A 19,120-nucleotide genomic window follows, 5' to 3' on the forward strand; every position below is an offset into this window, starting at 1 on the left:
CATCGGCCCCGACAAATCCCGCACCCGCGGCAACCCCACCGCCCACCGCTCCGGGCCTCTAACGGCCATGGCCGGCTCCCTCCAGGATCGTGACGGCGGACACGGCCGTCGGGCCACCGATATTGTGCGCCAAGGCGATTCGCGCTCCGTCCACCTGGTTGACCGCCTCTCCACGGAGCTGTTGGAAAAGCTCCACGCATTGCGCGACGCCGGTGGCCCCCGGCGGGTGGCCCTTGGCCTTCAGTCCGCCGCTGGGGTTGACCGGCAGCGCGCCGCCAACACTGGTGACTTCGGTCTCGACGAGCTTGTAGCCGCCGAAGCGCTCCGCGAAGCCGAGATCTTCATAGCTGATCAACTCGATGCCTGTAAAGAAGTCGTGAACTTCGGCCACGTCGATGTCGGCTGGTGTCATGCCGGCCATGGCGAACGCCTGCTTGGCCGCCCGCACCGTGGCGGGAAACGTCGTCATATCCTGTTTGTGCTGGTGCATCACCGAATCCAGGCCCAGGCCCACTCCCCTGACCCACACCGGCCGGTCGGTGAAGCGGTCGACCACCTCTTCGGCGGCCAGGATCAGCGCCGCGGCGCCGTCACTCTGCGGGGCACAGTCGTACAACCCGAAAGGCGTGACGATCACCGGCGCCTCGAGTGCCTGTTCGATGGTGATCTCGAAGCGCAGTCGCGCCTTGGGGTTGTTGACGCCGTGGCGGTGGTTCTTCACCGCCACCATCGCGAGGTGTTCGCGTGTCGCGGGCGACTCGTGCAGATAGCGGCGGACGTGCAGGGCGAACCCCGCGGGCGAGACCAGCCCGAGGGCGTAGTCCCACGCCATGTCGCGCGCCATCGACTCCCACTCCCAGACCATCTCGGCCGAGGTGGTGTCGCGCAGCTTGTCGGCCCCCATGACCAGGGCGACGTCGTAGGCGCCCGAGGCGACCGCGAACAGCGCGTTGCGCACGGCGTCATTGCCTGTGGCGCACGAGTTTTCCACCCGGGTCACCGGCAGGTCCGGCAATCCCAGGGTGTCGGCGAGGATACCGGCGGGAAAACCGTCGGCGGTGCCCATCGCACCGAACCACGCCGCCTGCAGGTCCTGCTTGGCCACGCCCTTGTCGACACTGGCCGCGCACTCGGCGAACGCCATCGGTAGCAGGTCTTTGATGCCGAGCGCGAAATGCTCACCGAAGGCCGTCATTCCGGCGCCGACGATCGCGACGTTCCTCATGCCTCGGCTCCCGCTCGTTCCGGTCCTCGCTTCGCTGCGATCCTCGCTCGCGCTCGCCTTCGGGTCCTCATGCCGCTGCCGCCACCTGTTCGGGCTCGAACATGTAGCCGTAGTCGGGCACCCCGGAGCGCACGGCCACGCGGCGTAACGCCAACCGACCGCGGGTGCCGATGTCCACGGTGCCCGGCTCCGCTCCCGTCACCTTGACCAGCGCGCGCACCCCGACGCCGTCGAGCTCGACGATCACCAGCGAGTAGGGCGTGCGCAGCCCGGGCACCGGCATCTGCACCGTCGTCTCGGTGTACACCGTGCCCGTCCTGGGCAGGGGCACGAGCTCGTAGCCGGTGGACAGTGCGCCGTCGTCGGCCAGCCGGTACCGCGGCGGAAAGTCCAGCGTGTCGCTGTCGGCGAATTTGCCGGCTTCCCAACGGGTTTTGGCCTCGAAGGCCCGTTCGTATGCGGCCAGTGAGATCGGCAGATCCGCGTCGGCGACGTATTGGCCCTCGGGCATCGGCCGCGCCGTCGGCTCGCGGCGGTGCAGTTCGGCCATGCCGTCGGAGATGGTGATACCCGACAGCGTGGCTTGTTCGACCGCCACCAACGGGCCCGTCACGCCTCGTTCGGCCATCCCGGCAAGCGCGAACAGGCTCGAGCTCGCGCCGGTGGTCGGCAGCCGCGGGGGGTCGCCGATGGTCAGCTCCACCGCGCGGTCATGATCCACGCCGGCCACGGCGGCCGGGGTGTCCAACCAGGCGGCCTCCAACGAGGCCAGAAGGCCCCGCTTGTGCAGCAGGCGGGGATCGCCGTAGTCGTGCACGTCGCCTGTCGACTTGCGGGTGCGCACCGGAAGGCTGCGCGCGATGCGGGCCGCGGTGCGCACCTTCAGGCCGCGCTCGGAGGTCAGGACCGCGGCCGCGCCGGCCGGCTCGAGGTCGCTGCCGATGATCAGCGTGCGCGGACGCGCGGAGCTCAGCGCGTCGACGGTCGCGGGCGCCCCGCCGAGCCGTTCGTCGACCTCGAGCTCCGGGTCCAGACCCAGCCCGGCGAGCAGCACAGCGGCGCTGCTGCTGTCCAGCATCGGCATGTTCCGGCTGACCAGAACCACCCGTTCTACTGCGCCGCTTGCCAGCAACGCCGCCCGGCCGGCCTCGACCGCCAGCGTGATGGCGTCCTCGTCGTCGCCGGGCACCCGACCTGTGGGTGTTCCCCAGCACGGCAGATAGGTCCCGATCGAGGCGACGTGGGGCATGGGTGGATCCAGAACCTCTCAGCTACCTAGGTGACAGCGCCGGCCGTCTTGAGTTCGATGATGCGGTCCCAATCCAAGCCGAGTTCCAGCAAGATTTCGTCAGTTTGCTCTGCAAAACCCGGCGCGGGGCCGGTTTCGGGGGCCTTGACATCGAATTGCACCGGGTTCGCGACCAGTTCGAGCTCGCCCGCCTGCACCAGGTATTCGTTGGCGCGGATCTGGGCGTCCTCGGCGGCCTGCAGGGTGTCCTGCACCGGGGCCCACGGCCCGAGCAGCGTGGCGAACCGCTCGCTCCACTCGGCCAGCGGACGCTTGGCCATCGTCTCCTTCAGGATCTCCGCGGCGGTCTCGGTGTTCTCGGCGATCGATTCGGCGGTGGCGAACCGTGGGTCGTCGATGAGCTCCTCGAGGTCCATGTGCCTGCACACGTCGGCCCAGAACTTGGTGGGCTGCATCATCACAAAGGAGATGTAGCGGTCGTCGGCGGTCGGGTACAGCCCGACGAGCGGGTTGATCGGCGAACCGTGCACGCCGGGCGGAAAGGCCTCCATGCGCTGCCCGAGGTGCTTGGTCAGCGCGACGGTATGGCCCAGCGACCACAGCCCGCTGCCCAGCAGGGACACGTCGACCACCGACGCCTCACCGGTGCGTTCCCGCTTGAGCAGCGCCGCGGCGATCCCGCCCGCGAGGTTGGTGCCGGAGATGGTGTCGCCGTAAGCCGGTCCCGGCGGACCGACCATGCCGGGCGTGCCCGGCGGCGTGATCGTGGCGGCGGTGCCCGCACGGCACCAGAACGCGGTCATGTCGTAGCCGCCCTTCACCGACTCCTCACCGCGCGGGCCCAGCGCGCTGCCTCGCGCATAGATGATCGCGGGGTTCACCGCGCGGATGTCATCGACGTCGATGCCGAACTTCTGCCGGTGCGCGGGCAGGAAGCTGGTGAGGAACACGTCGGAGCGCCGTGCCAGGTCGAGAAGGACCTCCTTGCCCTCCGGCACCGACATGTCCAGCCCGATGCTGCGCTTGCCCCGGTTGGCGTGTTCGATGTTGGGGTTGGGGTCGCCTTCGACCCGCAGCAACCCGGTCTGGCGCAGCCCGCGCTGCGGATCTCCTGTCACGGCATGTTCGACCTTGATGACGTCGGCGCCCCACTCGCGCAGCACGGCGCCCGCCGAGGGCACGAAGCCGTACATCGCGACCTCGAGGACGCGGATTCCGTCCAGTGGCTTGCTCATCGCTGCCCCTCCCCGGCCTTCGGGCCGGGGGCCCACTTCGCGCGAGTGCTCATCAGCGGTCCACCACCGTCGCGAACGTCTTGGACTCCAAGAACTCCTCCAACCCCGCGGTGCCCATCTCGCGTCCTATCCCCGATTGCTTGTAGCCGCCGAACGGGCTGTCGGGGCTGAAGTAGTTGCCGCCGTTGATGGAGAACGTGCCCGTGCGGATGCGCCGGGCCACGCCCAGCGCCCGATCTCGGCTGCCGAACACCGCCCCGGACAACCCGTAGATGGAGTTGTTGGCGATGCGCACCGCGTCGTCGTCGTCCTCGTAGGCGATGACGGCCAGCACCGGGCCGAACACCTCTTCCTGCGCGATCTCGCTGTCCGGGTCGACATCGGTCAACAGGGTGGGGGTGTAGAAGAAGCCGGGGTCGACCTTCTGCCCGCCGGTCACCAGCGTGGCGCCGGCCTCAACGGCTCGCTTGACCATGCCGTCGACCTTGTCGCGCTGCTTCTCGCTGATGAGCGGACCCATGTAGGTGGCGGGGTCGGCCGGATCTCCGTAGCGCACCAGCCCGAAGTTGTTCTTGACGAGTTCGACGATCTCATCGTGATGCTTCCGGGGCACGAGCAGCCGCGACGTCAGCGCACAGCCCTGTCCGGCGTGGGTGACCATGCTGAACGCGGTGAACAACGCGGCGGTGTTGAAGTCGCCGTCGTCGAGCACGATCGCGGCGGACTTGCCGCCCAGTTCCAAGAAGACGCGCTTGAGGGTCTCGCTGGCCGCCGCCATGATGCGCCTGCCGGTCGGGGTGGAACCGGTGAACGTGACCATGTCGACGTCGGCGCTGGTGGTCAGCGCCGCGCCCACCTCGGGGTCAGCTCCGCTGAGCACATTGACGACGCCGGCGGGGATGTCGGTGTGATTGGCGATCAGCTCGCCGAGCGCCAGCGTGATCAGCGGGGTGTCGGGGGCGGCCTTGAGGACCACCGTGCAACCGGCGGCCAGCGCGGGCCCGAGCTTGGCCAGCGCCAGCTGGTTGGGGTAGTTGTAGGCGATGATCGCCGCCACCACCCCGGCGGCTTCCTTCTCCACCCAGCGGTGGTGTTGCATGCCGCGGCTCTCGATGTTGCCGAGGTCTTCGGTCATCGGATAGCTCTTCAGCAGGTCGGCGTAGTACCGCACGATCTCGATCGGCTGGTCGAGCTGCGCTCCGGTGCACAGCGCGGGCGTCGCGCCGACTTCGGCGATCGTGAGGTCGGCGAGTTCGTCGCGATGGTCCACGAGCGCCTGATGGAACTGTTCGAGGCACCTGATACGGAGCTGCGCATCCGTGGCCCAGGAGGTTTCGTCGAACGCTCGGCGAGCCGCCGCGACGGCCGCTTCGGCATCGGCGACGGTGGCGTCGGGCGCGTGACCGAGCACGGCGCCGGTGGCGGGATTGAGAGAAGGAAACGTCCGCGAGGTCTCTAGCAGCCGCCCGCCTACCAACATGCGTCGGTCGGCTTTCGTGGCGGCGGGCTGGGCCGCCGGGTCGGCCCCTGGGAACGTGGTCGCTTCCTGCATCGTCCTCCTCAACACACGTCCCATCTGGCGCAATGTGATGGAAACTTCATTCTCATCCCCGGCGAATCATACATTCGCGACAAGAGAACTCAAGGAAATGATCGGAATCCCCGCTGCCTGCGATTAATGGTGCGACAATCGGCTCCCAAACGTCTCACCAGTGCGAATCAAGAAGGGTTACTGTCTTGCGGGATCACAGATCCCGAGAGTACGGTTCTCATAATCGGAAGGACGATTCTTGATGGTTGATCCTCGGGCGGCGGCATGAAGAACGCCGTCGTAACCGGTGGCGGCTCGGGTATCGGGCTGGCCGTCGCGCAACGGTTGCGCGCCGACGGCTTACACGTCGCCACGATCGACATCGCTCCGTCGGACGCCGAGTTCGCGTTCACCGCCGACGTGACCGACCGCGCGCAGATCGACGACGCGCTCGCGGCGGTGCGCGCCCAGCTCGGACCCGTCACGGTGTTGGTCAACGCGGCCGGGCTCGAGCGGTTCAAACGCTTCACCGACATCACGTTCGAGGACTGGCAGCGCGTGATCGACGTCAACCTCAACGGCGTCTTCCACTGCGTGCAGGCCGTGCTGCCCGACATGATCGAGGCCGGATGGGGCCGCATCGTCAACATCTCCTCCTCCAGCACCCATTCGGGCCAGCCCTACATGTCGCCGTATGTGGCGGCCAAGTCCGCGGTGAACGGGCTGACCAAATCCCTGGCGCTGGAGTACGGGCCGAGCGGCATCACCGTAAACGCGGTGCCACCCGGCTTCATCGACACTCCGATGCTGCGCAAGTCCGAAGAGCGCGGCTATCTGAAGGTGCAGGAGAGCATCGAGACCACACCGGTACGCCGCATCGGCAGACCCGAGGACATCGCGGCCGCATGCGCATTTCTCGTCTCAGAGGAGGCCGGCTACATCACCGGACAGCTCTTGGGCGTCAACGGCGGCCGAAACACCTAACTGCCGAAAACGAAAGGACACAAAGTAGTGGGACGCGTACAAGGAAAGGTCGCATTCGTCACCGGCGCGGCGCGCGGACAGGGCCGCAGTCACGCGGTGCGGCTCGCCGAAGAGGGCGCCGACATCATCGCCGTCGACCTGTGCCAGGACATCCCGACCATCGGCTACCCGATGGCATCCCCGGAAGACCTCGAGGAGACCGGCAAGCTGGTCGAGAAGACGGGCCGCGGAGTGGTGACCGCACAGGCCGACGTCCGCGAAGCCGCCCAGCTGCGTGAGGCGCTGGAACGCGGCATCGCCGAGTTCGGCAAGGTCGACATCGTCGTCGCGCAGGCCGGCGTAGCGGGCATGAAAGGCCAACCGCCACTTCAGGCCTGGGTCGATGTCATCAACACCAACCTGGTCGGCACCATCAACGCGATCAACGTCGCGCTGCCGCACCTGACCGAGGGCGCCGCGATCGTGGCGACCGGATCCACCGCCGCGCTGATGGACACCCACCAGAAGAACGATCCGGGCAACGACCCGGGCGGCATGGCCTACGTGCACTCCAAGCGCGCGCTGTCGGCATACGTCCACGATCTGGCGACCGAGTTGGCGCCGCGCGGAATCCGCGCCAACGTCGTGCATCCGACCAACTGCAACACCGACATGCTGCGCAGCGAACCGATGTACCGGTCGTTCCGGCCGGACCTGGAGAAGCCGACGCTCGAGGACGCCGAACCGGTGTTCTATGTGCAACAGGCGATGAAGGTGCCGTGGATCGAGCCGGTCGACATCAGCAACGCGGTGTTGTGGCTGGCCTCCGACGAGGCCCGTTACGTCACCGGCATGCAGATCCGGGTGGACGCCGGCGGCTACCTCAAGTGGTACGACTACCACAACTAGGCGGGAGGTCAACGCAAGTGAAGGTTTTCGTCGACCAACAACGGTGCCAGGGCCACACGCTGTGCGCGATGATCGCCCCAGATTCCTTCCAGCTCAGCGATATCGACGGCACATCATCACCGGTGAACGAAGTGGTTCCGCCGGACCAGGAGGATGCGGTGCGCGAAGCCGCGCAGTCCTGCCCGGAGCAGGCCATCACGACCGAAGAGTGACTGAACAGAACACAGGAGACCAGACGTGACCGTCGACGACTTGAACGCCGCCGACAGCGAGCGCAAGAAGAATCGGTATCACTTCGATCGCCACACGCCGGAGTACCGGCTGCAGTTCGAGAAGATCACCGAGGAGATGCAGTCCCGCTGCCCGATCGCGTGGACCGACACCTACGGCGGGCACTGGGTGGCCGCGGGCAGTCGGTACGTGTTCGAACTGGCCCGCTGTCCGGTGGTGTCCAACCACCACGACATCAGCGGCGAGACACCGTTCCAGGGCATCACGATCCCGAAAGCCAGCCGTGCCACCGTCGTTCGCGGCGGCATCCTGGAGATGGACGAGCCCGAGCACAGCATCTATCGCGGGGCGCTGAACCCGTACCTTTCGCCGGCGGCGATCAAGCGCTGGGAGCCGTTCGTCGATGAGATCACCCGCGCCGCGCTCGACGAGCACATTGAAAGCGGCCGGATCGATTTCGTCGAGCATCTGGCCAACGTCGTGCCGGCGGTGTTCACGCTCGCGATGATGGGCATCGACCTCAAGAAGTGGAACGTCTACAGCGAGCCCACCCACGCCTCGGTGTACACCCCCGAGCACGCACCCGAGCGCGAGAAGATCAACGAGCAGCACCGCGAAATGGGCATCGACATCATCAACAACATGATGGAGATCCGGGAGAACCCGCGGCCCGGCCTGGTCAACGCGCTGCTGCAGTTGCGCATCGACGGCGAACCCGCCCCGGACATGGAGATCCTCGGCAACCTCGGGTTGATCATCGGCGGCGGCTTCGACACCACCACCGCGCTGACCGCGCATGCCCTGGAGTGGCTCGGCGAGCATCCCGACGAGCGCGAACGTCTCAGCCGCGAGCGCGACACGCTGCTGCATTCCGCAACCGAGGAGTTCCTGCGCTTCTTCACCCCCGCGCCCGGCGACGGCCGCACCTTCGCCGAGGACGTCGAGGTCGAGGGTCAACGGTTCAAGAAGTTTGAGCGGCTGTGGCTGTCATGGGCGATGGCCAACCGTGACCCAGCGGTGTTCGACAAGGCCAATGACATCGTGCTGGACCGAAAAGGCAATCGCCACTTCAGCTTCGGTATCGGCGTACACCGCTGTGCGGGGTCCAACGTCGCGCGCACCGTGTTCAAGTCGATGCTGACGGCGGTGCTCGACCGGATGCCCGACTACGTCTGTGATCCTGAGGGCACCGTGCACTACGACACGATCGGCGTCATCCAGGGCATGCGCAACCTGCCGGCCACGTTCACGCCTGGCAAGCCGCTCGGACCGGGGCTCGACGAGACTCTCGAGAAGCTGCAACGCATCTGCGACGAACAGGAGCTCGCCCGGCCCATCACCGAACGCAAGGAAGCCGCCGTTATCGACTGAACGACCGCCTGAGAGCATCGTCAGGTGGTTTGATATGCAGCCAGCGATCACAGATGAAAACGGAGGGACCTTCGTGAATCCCTTGAAGGCGCTGACCGCAGCCATCACGCTCGCGGCGGCTGCGACGCTGGTCGCTCCGCCGGCCTCGGCGATGATGACGTGGGGCAACTACGATGTGCTGACAAATCGGTACAACCGGGCGTCGTGGGTGTGGTTCATCACGCCGTGTAACCCGAACAAGGAACCGGACTGTGCGGATGTCAGCGCAATATCGCGGTTGAAGTTCTACTACGAGTACAGCGGCAAGGCGCATCTGCAAGGCGGGCACTACACCATGACCGTCGACGTGCCCGACGGCCTGCAATGCCCCGGCCACGTCATGCCCACCCGCGACACCTACACCTGGGACGAGGTCTCGCTCGCCGGCACCATCGACTCGGTGTACGACGTCGGCTGCTTCGGCGGTCCCCCGGGGACCCAGTTCTGGACGTTCGCCCTGCGCCGCCTGTAGCGATTTGTGTGCGTTCTGTTGGCTGAGCGCGCCTAAACGCACACAAATCACGCGTAGCCGGGCGGTGGGGTGAAGCCGCCGAGCACTCGCTCGATGTGTCGCGCGACCGTCAGCGTGGTGCGGTCCTCCAGGAAGGGCCCGACGACCTGCAGACCGACCGGCAGACCGTCGGCGGTGCGGCCGACGGGCACGGCGGTGGCGGGCAGATAGGCCACGGTGGCGAGCCCGACCCAACCGAAAAGGTCGAAATAGGACCGGTTTTCGTCGCCGAACGGGATGAGCCGCTCGATGAACGGCTCATGGTGGTCGTGCTTGACGGCGGGCACGACGGTGATCGGCATCAGCAGCGCGTCGACCTCACGGAAGAAGTCGGCCATCTTCGCGCGCAGCAGTTCGCGCCGTTCTTGGGCCGACATCCACTGGCGGTGCGAGAGCGTCGACGAGTTGTCCATCAGCGGATACAGCAACACCTGATGCAGGCCGACCAGCTCTGCCAGCGTCACCGGAGGTTTCGCGTCGACCAGCCGCGCGCCCGCGTCGGACAACGCCGCGACGGCCGCCTCGAGGGTCGCGCCGACGTCCGACTCCACCGGGTAGTCCGCGTCGTCGAGCCAGGTCGCCAACCGCAGCTCACCCAGCGACGACGCCCGCGGGGGCGGTAACTCCAGGCGCCAGCCGACCGCCGACAGTTCCGTCGGTCCGGCGAGGATATCGAGCGTGAGCTCGAGATCGGCGACGTCGCGCGCCATCGGGCCCATCACGCCGAGGTCGCTTTCGGCCAGCGCACCCGGCGGCGGGGGCAGATGACCGCGTTGCGGCACGATTCCCCAACTCGGCTTGTGACCGCACACCCCGCACCAATTGGCAGGCACCCGAATGGATCCCGCGATGTCGCTGCCGAGTTCGAGCGCGGTCATGCCCGTGGCGAGCGCGGCGGCCGCACCGCCCGACGAGCCGCCCGGGGTGCGGCTGACATCCCACGGGTTGTTGGTGGTGCCGAAGATCGGGTTGAACGTCTGCCAGTCGGCGGCGCGGGTCGGCGTGTTGGTCTTGCCGAAGATCACCGCGCCCGCCGCGCGCAGCCGCCGCACGGCCTCGGCGTCGCGTTCGGGCACGTGGTCCCACTCGGGATGCCCACTGGTCGTGCGCATACCCGCCGTTTGATAGGTGTCCTTGATCGTGATCGACACGCCGTGCAGCGGGCCGACCGGCGCGCCGCGGGCCAGCGCGGCGTCGGCGGCGTCGGCCGCGCGACGGGCACCGTCGGGATCCAGCGTCACGACGGCATTGAGCGACGGGTTGAACCGCTCGACTCGCGCCAGGTGGTGCTCGAGCAGTTCGCGGCTGGACAGCTCGCGCCGCCGGATGGCCTCGGCAAGACGGTGCCCGGGCCACAGCGCGATATCCGTCATGGCCCCCACCCGTAACGCCGCCGAATTCCGTTGAACCGCTCCCACATCTGCGCGATGCGCTCGTCCTTGCCGACGGTCCTGCTGTCTCGCGGCAGCGCGTCTGGCAGGTCAGCGAGCGGAACCAAGCGGGTGTGCAGTTCGGCCGGTGTGCCTTCGAGCATGTGCCGGTAGGTGAGGTTTCCGCGCTCGAAGCCCTGCGTGTCGATCCAGTTGTGGTAGCCGGGATCCTGATGCGCCAGCACCATACGGATCTTGCCGTCGCTGTCGACCGCGGTTCGGCTCGGCGTGTAACTCACCGGTCGGTACAGGTAGTCCATGCTGGTGAAGAACACGCCCATGTTCGTCAGCATCCACAGACCCTCATGGTCGTCGAACTCGACGACCAGCGCCTGGTCTGGCCGAAGCACCCAGTGCATGTTCGTCGCCGCGCGGCCACGCTTGGCATCGGCACCCGTTCGGTCCACGCCGGGGAACCGGTTGGGATGTTCGGCGTCCACCCCGCCGTAGCGGAACGGGTACTCCGGCCAGTCCTCCATCAGCCCGGTGATGAAATCGCCTGCCCAACCCAACGCTTCGATCATCGCGGCCGGGGTGGGTGGCGGTTTGGGCGATTCCATGCCGACCCGTTCGATTCGCATCCGCGCCGGCTGTTCCTGCCAGGAGTCAAAGCCCTGGCGGATGAACAGCTTTCGCGATCCTGATGTGGTGGGCAGCCAGTTCGGCCCGCGCCGGGGCCCGCCGATGTGGATCTCGAACGTGCCGTGGGGGCCCGTGCGAAGCTGATCGCCGGACAAGTTGGCCTCCGGTACGTCACCGAATGGTTCGTGCAGCACTCCCTCGGCGTCCGGCCTTGGGCCCTGCACGGTGATGTTGAAAAACCGTGCGGTGCCACGTTCCCCGACGATGCGGTACGTCGACTCGCCGTCGATCCAGGCCTGCTGGTAGAGAAAGTCCGCGCAGTCCCCGCCGAGCTTGCGGGTGGGATGGCAGAAGGTGTGGATGGTCGGGTAGCGGCTGTCCTTGGTTTCCAGCGCCAGGTCGAACGCCTGGCCGAGGTTCTGGGTGAGGAACCGGAAGCCGTCGGCGCGGTGCAGTCCCGCGGCGGGGTTGTGGTCCTTGAAGACCCGTTCGCCCGCCGCCTCGAGCCGGTCGCAGAACTGCGCCCACGCCGTGTTCAGCGCCGCGTCATCCGGGCCGTCTCCGAAGGCCATCGGCTCCCCTATGCGCCGAGTCTTTCCAGCATGTCCGATACCGTCTCACAGGCGCGACGCGCAGCCTCGAAGCGACCCTCGGCCTCGATGCGGGGCCCAAGCAGTTCCAGGTCGAAGCCGTGCGGATAGCCGGCCGCGAGGGCAAGCGCGACGAACCTCTCGATCGGGATGGCGCCGTCACCGGGCACGGCGCGCGCCGGCAGCGCGCGGTCGCCCAGCACGTAGTCACTCAGCTGGATCTGCCGGATTATCGGCGCCGCCCGCTGCACCAGCTCGGCAAGACCCGCCTCGGCCCAGCAGTGGAACAGGTCGACACAGACCCCGAGCCCCGCCATCTCAGCCAGCGTGATGGTGTCGCGGAGGGTGTGGGCGATGTGCATGTCGGCATACAGCGCCGAGGCGTTTTCGATCGCCAACCCCACCCCCGCGCGTTCGGCCTGGCCGACACACGGCGCGACCGCCGCGCAGAACCGGTCTGCGGCCTGTTCCCAACCGAGCTCGCCGCGGCCTCCGGTCAGCATGTAGACGACGCGAGCGTTGACGGCGGCGGCGGCGTCGATCACCCGGGACAGCTCGGCGGTCGAGGTGAACAGGTGATAGACCGAGTCCACCGAGTAGCCATGCCGTGCGACGAGCTGCGCCAGCTGCGGCTCGGCGAGCTGGCTGTCGATGAGGCTCAGCCGCCGCAGGCCCAGCGACTGCCAATGCCGTTGCATTTCGTCCAGCGGCGCGCCGAGGAAGGTCACGCAGTGCACCGAGAGCCGTTCGTGCACGGTCAGTTCCGCTTCTCGATCTCGACGCCGAAGCGATCTCGGAACGGACGGAACTCCTCGTGCAGTGCGTCGAGGTCCTCACCGATGTCGGTCAACAGCGACGTCGAATAGCGGAACTTGCCGTGTCGGTCGCCGGGGTTGTTCACCAGGTAGGCCCGCATCGCCGCCTCCGCGTCCGCGCTCAGCGACCGCCCGCAGAACTCGTAGAACCGGCGCACGGTCCCGACCTGATCGGCGATGAAATCGGTGTAGCGCACATGCAGGATTCGCGGATCGCCCACCAGCGGGTTGGTCATCGTGTTCGCGATGCTCTCGCGGGTCAGGCCCAAGTGCATCTTGGCCGCCGCCTCGAGGTCCACCGGCCCGACGATCCCGTCGGCGATGTCGGCCATCATCATCGTGCGTGACGCCGCCACCTGGACAGGGTCGCGGTGCAGCCACATCATCCTCGCGTCGGGATAAGCCGCGAACAGCTCACCGAGACGAAACCCGTGAAAGCCCTTGAGCACCCACTGTTTCCGGGGCCGCCGATACTGGCACTGCTGCAGCATCGCCTTGTGGATGCGGTACTGCGCTGCGGGATCGATCGGCAGGCCGCCGACGACGGTCGGCATCGGGACCCGCCACCACGCCGTGGGCGTCATCACCCGGAAGTCGAACGCCCAGGTGCGTTCGTCCTCGGGCAGTCCGTCGCCGAGCATGTCGTTGTACGGGTGGCTGTGCAGCCATTTCGGCAGTTTGGCGTTGATCTCTCGCCAGTCGTCGTCGGCGCGGGCGCGCCGGGGGTCGTCGTCTGCGGCCAAGCCCGGCGGCGGCGACGGGTACATCACCTCCCAGAAGCGAAGTGCGCGTGCGTCGGGATCCACGGACATCAGCGCGTGCATCAGCGTGGTACCCGAACGCGGTTCGCCCGTGACGAACATGGGTCGCTCGATCACCTCGTCGGCCACCGGATGGCGGCGTCGGTCCTCGAAGAACTGCAGCCGCGAGGTCAGCAGCCAGTGACACACCTCAGCGGCCCGGCGCACGCCGTCGGCGTCCATCCCGATGCCGTTGAGGTGCTCGACGACGAGGGCGAACCGCTGCGGCAGGCTGGGGTCGCCGAAGTCGGCCAGTCCCGTTTCGTCCTGCGCCCGCCCCAGCATGGTGGTCGCGTCCAACCGTGCGCTCACCGCACATCTCCACATAGACGCAGAAGTTCGTCCTCGGCCTCACGCACGTTCTGTGCCGACGCGGCCGCGTGCCGCAGTCCCGCCATCCCGCCGTAGTCGAGGATCTTGGGCACGCGCAGACCCGCGTCGACGTAGTCCTTGACGACGCGCGCCACCTGCTTCGGGGTGCCGTGCGGAATCACCGACAGGATCATCTCCGGTTGTACGCCTGCGAGGAAATCCAGGATGCGTTCGCGGGTGAGCGTCGCGGGGTCGATGTCCTGATACCCGCCCCAGTTCTCCCCCATCGGGTGCTCGTGACCGAAGCTGCGCAGCATCGGCGCGGACACCTGCAGCAGGAACGCTTTCACCAGCGGCACAGCCAGGATCTCCTCGAGCGTGGCGTCGTCGCGCGCGATCAGACACACTTGGATGTAGCACGGCGTGATCGCCATCGGGTCGCGTCCGGCCCGGTCCGCGGAGGCCCGTACCGCCGCGAGCTTTTCGGCATAGTCCTCGGGCGTCCACGCACCGGTGGGCCACCAGCCGTCGGCGTAGCGTCCCGCGATGTCCAGTGCGCGCCGCCCGCTCGCACCGATCCAGATCGGCGGGAAGCGCCCGTCGTACGGTTCGGTGTCCAACCGGGCGTGCCGCAACCGGTAGAACTGGCCGTCGAAGTCGACCGGCCCGTCGCTGTCCCACAGCAACCGGATCACGTGCAACGCCTCCTCCAGGCGGCTGACCGGCCTGGTGAAGTCGAACCCGTAGGGCACGGTGTTCTCGGTCTCACCGCTGCCGAGGCCGAGGATGAACCGGCCCTTGGCCAGATGATCGATGGTCAGCGCGCTCTGGGCGAGCAACGACGGATGCCGTCGCACGGTGTCGACCACGCTGGTCACCAGCGGGACGTTGCTGGTCAGCACCGCGGCGGCGGCCGCGACCGCCATCGCGTCCAGATGCCGGTGCGGCGACGGGGAAACCGTTGCCAGATCGGTGAATTCCGGTGTCCAGATGGAGTCCGGCCAGAAGCTGACCATGTGGTCGGGCAGCCAGATCGAGTGGTAGCGACCGCTGTCGAGCTCGGGCAGCTGCGACAAGTCCGGCGGGAGCGTGGTGCGCAGGTACGCGGCCGGCTGAACCTTCACTCGATCCCACTTTCCTGTGCCGAACGTGGGTTACCGTCACGTCGAATCGCCGAATGGCGTGACACAATCCCGCACTCGCGCGTCACGACCGGCCCGTCTCGGCGAGAAACGACTGGGTGTGGGCGATCCGCCCGGTCAGTATCTTCGGGTCGCCGGTGCACAACTGGAATGCCGTCTCGGTGATCAGCGCGATGTCCTCGGTGTCGGTCTTGGCCAGGTCCAGCGTGCCGGCGCCCGGGGTTGCCACCGGGTTCGACGGTGCTGCGGCGTTGACGGCGATGCCGTCGTCGTACAGTTCGGCCGCAAGACTTTTCGTCAGGCGGTTCAGCGCGGCCTTCGCCGTCCCGTACACCCCGAACCCGGCGCTGCGGTCGAATTCGGAGAACGGTGGCCCCTCGGGCAGGTCACCGCCGACCGAGGTCACGTTCAGCACCCAGCCGCGGCCGCGCTCCCGCATCGCGGGGATGGCCAGTTGGGTCAGGTGCAGCGGCGCCATCACGTGCATCTCCATCATCAGCCGCACCCGCCGTTCGGGAAACTCGTCGAGCGGGCGCAGAAAGGTGACTGCTGCGTTGTTGACCAGAATGTCGGGCGCACCGACCTGCCGCACCACCTCGGCGAACATCGCGCCGCGTTGCTCGACGTCGGACAGATCGGCGGGGACCGCCACCGCCGCTCCCCCGGCCTGTTCGATCTCGTCCAGCGTCAGGCGAAGGGAGCCTTGGTATTTGGGATCGGGGTCCATCGTTCGCGCGGTCAGCGCCACCGTCGCCCCTTCGCTTGCCAACCGCTGGGCGATCGCCTTGCCCAACCCGCGGCTGCTTCCGGTCACCAGCGCGACCTTCCCGTGACAGGACACTGTGGGACCTCCCCTTCAGCTTCGCGGAATTCCCGCGAGCTTGTCGGCGAACTTGGCTTCGGCGGCTTCCCGCAGCCGCAGCAGGTGCTCGGACGGAAACGCATCAGGCGCAGGCTTGACGTCTTTGAGAAGTAGCCGCGCCAGCGTCACCTTGTGCACCTCGGTCGGGCCGTCGGCCAGACCCAGCACGAACGACTCCGTCAGGTACTGGACGAACGGCATCTCGTGCGACGTGCCCAGCGAGCCGTGCAGCTGCAGGGCACGCGCCGACACGTCGTGCAGCACCTTCTGCATCATCGCCTTGACGGCCGAGATGTCCGCACGCACGGCCTTGTAGTCGTTGTACTGGTCGATCTTCCACGCGGTCTGCAGGGTCATCAGCCGGAACGCCTCGATCTCCATCCAGGAGTCGGCGATCATCTCCTGCACCATCTGCTTATCGGCCAGCATCGAGCCCTGGGTGTAGCGCGACACCGCCCGCTCGGTCAGCATGTCGAAGATCCGACGCACCAGCCCCACAGTGCGCATGGCGTGATGGATGCGCCCGCCGCCGAGTCGGGTCTGTGCCACCACGAACGCCCCGCCACGCGGCCCCAGCATGTGATCGTCTGGGACGCGGACGTTCTCGTAGCGGACATATCCTTCCCGCCCGCCGCCGCCGAGCGGTTGATAACCCAGGCCCACGTCACGCAGCACGTTTATGCCGGGGGTGTCGCCGGGCACCACGAACATCGAATAGCGTTGGTACGGCGGGGCGTCGGGGTCCGTCATCGCCATCACGATGATGAACGACGCCATCGATGCGAACGACGAATACCACTTCTCGCCGTTGATCACCCAGTGATCGCCGTCGCGGGTGGCGGTGGTGGTGAACACCTTCGGATCGGCGCCGCCGTGGGGTTCGGTCATCGAAAAACAGGACACGATCCGGTTGTCCAGCAGCGGTTCGAGATACCGCTTCTTGAGTTCGGGTGTCCCGTAGTGGGCGAGGATCTCGCTGTTACCGGAATCCGGTGCCTGCGAACCGAACACGATCGGCGCGCACTCGGACCGGCCGAGGATCTCGTTGAGCAGCGCCAGCTTGACCTGGCCGTAGCCCGGACCCCCGAGGTGTTCTCCGAGATGGGTGGCCCACAACCCTCGCTCCTTGACAATCTGCTGCAGCGGAGGAATCAGCGCCTGGCGCACCGGATCGTTGAGATCGTGTGACTCCTTGACGATCAGGTCGATCGGTTCGCATTCGTTGCGGACGAATTCCTCCACCCACGCCAGCTGCTCGGCCCACTCGGGGTCGGTCGAGAAGTCCCAGGCCATCGGCCGTCCTTTCCGTCCGCGCTCAGGCGCCGGACCACTTCTGGCGTCGTTGCGCGGCTTCGTCGGTGGCGTGGCTGATCACCTGGTTGCGGTTCTCCAACTCCATCGCGGCAGCGGGCCCGGCCGCGTCGGTGTTGGTCTGCAGCGCACGTTTGGTCAGCTGGACACCCAACGGTGACAGACCGGCGATCGTCGACGCGATCTCGAATGCGCGCTGCATCAGCCGGTCCGGCGAGACGATCTCGCTCACCAGACCACGGCGGTCGGCCTCCTCGGCGCTCACTGTTCGCCCCGTCAACATCCAATCCGCCGCCACGCTGGTTCCGACGATCCGCGGCAGGTGGTAGCTCATGCCCATCTCCGCGCCCGACAGTCCCAGCAGGATCGCCGCGTTACCGAACGTCGCTGCCGTGGAGCAGACGCGGATGTCGGCGGCCAGGCACAGTGACAGCCCAGCGCCGACGCACGGTCCGTTCACCGCGGCGATGACCGGTTGCGGCAGGGTACGGATCGCCTGCGGCAGTGCGGCCATCGCCTCCTGAAAGCGCATCCGCTCGATCGCCGGGGCCGACGCGTCCAGCAATCCCGGCCCGAAGTTGCGCACATCGATCCCGGAGCAGAACCCGCGCCCGGCGCCGGTCAGCACGACCACGTTGACCGATGAGTCGGTGGCGATCTGGGCCACGGTTTGCGCCAGTTCGTCGCGCATGATCTTGTTGATCGCGTTGAGCTGCTTGGGCCGGTTCAGTTGCAGGACAACGATGCCCGGGTGGTCTCGTTCGACGGCCAACGTTTCGGTCATGTCAGACCCGCTCGATGATCGTGGCCGTGCCCATACCGCCGCCGGTGCACATCGTGACCAGTCCGGTGCTCAGGTCGCGGCGCTCGAGCTCGTCGAGCACGGTTCCGATGAGCATGGCTCCCGTCGCCCCGATCGGATGGCCGAGGGCGATCGCCCCGCCGTTGACGTTGACCCGGTCGGGATCCAGTCCGAGGTCGCGAATGGTCTTCAGCGGTACCGCGGCAAACGCCTCGTTGATCTCCCACAGGTCGATGTCGGTGGCCCGCATACCGGCTTTGTCCAAACACCGCTGCGCCGCGGGACCCGGTGCGGTGAGCATGATGATCGGCTCACTGCCGATCGCCGCGGTACAGCGAATCCTGGCGCGCGCGGCAACACCGTTGGCGTCGAGCCACCGTCGGGACGCCACCGCAGCCACTGCCGCGCCGTCCACCACACCAGAGGAGTTGCCCGCATGGTGAACGTGGTCGATGGCGGTCAACTCCGGATACCGGCCGAGGCAGATCTCGTCGAAGGTGTCGGATTCGCCCTCCACCCGCGCAACGCCCATCTGGGCGAACGCCGGTGGTAGCTTGGCCAGCTTGTCCAGGGTGGTGCCCGGGCGAGGATGTTCGTCGCGGTCCAGCGCGACCTGGCCGGCGGCGTCGGTCACCGCGACGATCGAGCGGTCGAAGTGGCCGTTCGCGATCGCGTCGGCCGCACGCCGTTGGCTTTCGACGGCGTACGCGTCGACGTCCTCGCGGCTGAACTTCTCCAGCGAGGCGATCAGGTCGGCGGAGATACCCTGCGGCACCGTGGGATGGCGTTCGCGAAGCGCCGGGTTGTCGCCGTCGATCGTCGGAATCCCGACGCTCACGTCCCACCGCGACATGGACTCGACACCGCCCGCCACCACCAGATCCTGCACGCCGCTTGCCACCCCGGTCGCCGCGACGGTGATCGCCTGCTGACCCGACCCGCAGAACCGGTTGAGCGTCATCCCGGGCACGGTGTCGGGCCAGCCGGCGAGCAGCACCGAAAGCCGGGCGATGTCGTCGCCGTGCTCCCCGGCGAGGATTCCATTGCCCGCGATCACGTCGTCGACGTCGGCCGGATCGAAAGCCGTTCTGGCGCAAAGAGCCTGTAGGCATTGCGCGAACAACTCCTGCGGGTGGATCCCGTGCAGCGCGCCGTCCGCGCGGCCACGACCCCTGGGCGTGCGAACCGCGTCGACGAGCCAAGCGTCCAT

General features: G+C 67.4%; 18 protein-coding genes. 5 read left to right on the plus strand and 13 right to left on the minus strand.

The features are described from left to right. Positions 1 to 58: 58 nt before the first annotated feature. The 4 genes from MELE44368_RS17165 to MELE44368_RS17180 form a co-directional block, all read right to left on the minus strand. The gene (locus MELE44368_RS17165; protein WP_128109598.1) at positions 59 to 1,225 is read right to left on the minus strand and encodes a thiolase C-terminal domain-containing protein; all 1,167 of its coding nucleotides are present in this window, start codon (positions 1,223 to 1,225) and stop codon (positions 59 to 61) included. Positions 1,226 to 1,292: 67 nt separating this feature from the next. Further along, positions 1,293 to 2,474, minus strand: coding sequence for an OB-fold domain-containing protein (locus MELE44368_RS17170; protein ID WP_128109599.1), 1,182 nt, complete (start codon positions 2,472 to 2,474; stop codon positions 1,293 to 1,295). A 26-nt stretch (positions 2,475 to 2,500) separates the two neighbouring features. After that, positions 2,501 to 3,709: a CaiB/BaiF CoA transferase family protein gene (locus MELE44368_RS17175; RefSeq protein ID WP_128109600.1), complete on the minus strand. Its 1,209-nt coding sequence runs from the start codon at positions 3,707 to 3,709 to the stop codon at positions 2,501 to 2,503. A gap of 52 nt (positions 3,710 to 3,761) precedes the next feature. After that, on the minus strand, positions 3,762 to 5,261 hold the full coding sequence (locus MELE44368_RS17180; protein WP_128109601.1) for an aldehyde dehydrogenase family protein: 1,500 nt from the start codon (positions 5,259 to 5,261) through the stop codon (positions 3,762 to 3,764). A 264-nt stretch (positions 5,262 to 5,525) separates the two neighbouring features. Here MELE44368_RS17180 and MELE44368_RS17185 point away from each other — a divergent pair, with 264 nt between their 5' ends. The 5 genes from MELE44368_RS17185 (at position 5,526) to MELE44368_RS17205 (ending at position 9,225) form a co-directional block, all read left to right on the plus strand. Further along, positions 5,526 to 6,224 (plus strand): SDR family NAD(P)-dependent oxidoreductase, encoded by a 699-nt coding sequence (locus MELE44368_RS17185; RefSeq protein WP_128109602.1) that lies wholly within the window; start codon positions 5,526 to 5,528, stop codon positions 6,222 to 6,224. Between the two features lie 27 nt (positions 6,225 to 6,251). Further along, positions 6,252 to 7,112: a mycofactocin-coupled SDR family oxidoreductase gene (locus MELE44368_RS17190; protein WP_128109603.1), complete on the plus strand. Its 861-nt coding sequence runs from the start codon at positions 6,252 to 6,254 to the stop codon at positions 7,110 to 7,112. Between the two features lie 17 nt (positions 7,113 to 7,129). Further along, entirely contained in the window at positions 7,130 to 7,324 is a 195-nt protein-coding gene (locus MELE44368_RS17195) for a ferredoxin (protein WP_128109604.1), read from the plus strand. Positions 7,325 to 7,349: 25 nt separating this feature from the next. Next, positions 7,350 to 8,714, plus strand: coding sequence for a cytochrome P450 (locus tag MELE44368_RS17200; protein WP_128109605.1), 1,365 nt, complete (start codon positions 7,350 to 7,352; stop codon positions 8,712 to 8,714). Between the two features lie 73 nt (positions 8,715 to 8,787). Continuing rightward, positions 8,788 to 9,225, plus strand: coding sequence for a hypothetical protein (locus MELE44368_RS17205; RefSeq protein ID WP_128109606.1), 438 nt, complete (start codon positions 8,788 to 8,790; stop codon positions 9,223 to 9,225). Between the two features lie 47 nt (positions 9,226 to 9,272). Here MELE44368_RS17205 and MELE44368_RS17210 read toward each other — a convergent pair whose 3' ends face one another. The 9 genes from MELE44368_RS17210 to MELE44368_RS17250 form a co-directional block, all read right to left on the minus strand. Further along, complete coding sequence (locus tag MELE44368_RS17210) at positions 9,273 to 10,637, minus strand: amidase family protein (RefSeq protein WP_128109607.1); 1,365 nt, start codon at positions 10,635 to 10,637, stop codon at positions 9,273 to 9,275. Then, positions 10,634 to 11,848, minus strand: coding sequence for a DUF1214 domain-containing protein (locus MELE44368_RS17215; protein WP_128109608.1), 1,215 nt, complete (start codon positions 11,846 to 11,848; stop codon positions 10,634 to 10,636). Before MELE44368_RS17215 ends, MELE44368_RS17210 begins: the two co-directional genes overlap by 4 nt. Before the next feature lie 8 nt (positions 11,849 to 11,856). Further along, positions 11,857 to 12,621: a sugar phosphate isomerase/epimerase family protein gene (locus MELE44368_RS17220; protein WP_128109609.1), complete on the minus strand. Its 765-nt coding sequence runs from the start codon at positions 12,619 to 12,621 to the stop codon at positions 11,857 to 11,859. A 2-nt stretch (positions 12,622 to 12,623) separates the two neighbouring features. Further along, positions 12,624 to 13,793 carry a sulfotransferase family protein gene (locus tag MELE44368_RS17225; protein ID WP_128109610.1) on the minus strand — a complete coding sequence of 390 codons (1,170 nt, stop codon included), beginning with the start codon at positions 13,791 to 13,793 and terminating at the stop codon, positions 12,624 to 12,626. Then, the gene (locus MELE44368_RS17230; RefSeq protein ID WP_128109611.1) at positions 13,790 to 14,917 is read right to left on the minus strand and encodes an LLM class flavin-dependent oxidoreductase; all 1,128 of its coding nucleotides are present in this window, start codon (positions 14,915 to 14,917) and stop codon (positions 13,790 to 13,792) included. Before MELE44368_RS17230 ends, MELE44368_RS17225 begins: the two co-directional genes overlap by 4 nt. A gap of 82 nt (positions 14,918 to 14,999) precedes the next feature. Further along, on the minus strand, positions 15,000 to 15,776 hold the full coding sequence (locus MELE44368_RS17235) for an SDR family NAD(P)-dependent oxidoreductase (RefSeq protein WP_128109612.1): 777 nt from the start codon (positions 15,774 to 15,776) through the stop codon (positions 15,000 to 15,002). Between the two features lie 15 nt (positions 15,777 to 15,791). Further along, a complete protein-coding gene (locus MELE44368_RS17240) occupies positions 15,792 to 17,090 on the minus strand; it encodes an acyl-CoA dehydrogenase family protein (protein ID WP_128109613.1) in 1,299 nt (432 codons plus the stop codon). Between the two features lie 22 nt (positions 17,091 to 17,112). Then, positions 17,113 to 17,892, minus strand: a complete 780-nt coding sequence (locus MELE44368_RS17245; protein WP_128109614.1) for an enoyl-CoA hydratase/isomerase family protein — start codon at positions 17,890 to 17,892, stop codon at positions 17,113 to 17,115. 1 nt (position 17,893) lies between these two features. After that, on the minus strand, positions 17,894 to 19,120 hold the full coding sequence (locus MELE44368_RS17250; protein WP_128109615.1) for an acetyl-CoA C-acetyltransferase: 1,227 nt from the start codon (positions 19,118 to 19,120) through the stop codon (positions 17,894 to 17,896).

Source organism: Mycolicibacterium elephantis DSM 44368 (assembly GCF_004014805.1).
Taxonomy (GTDB): domain Bacteria; phylum Actinomycetota; class Actinomycetes; order Mycobacteriales; family Mycobacteriaceae; genus Mycobacterium; species Mycobacterium elephantis.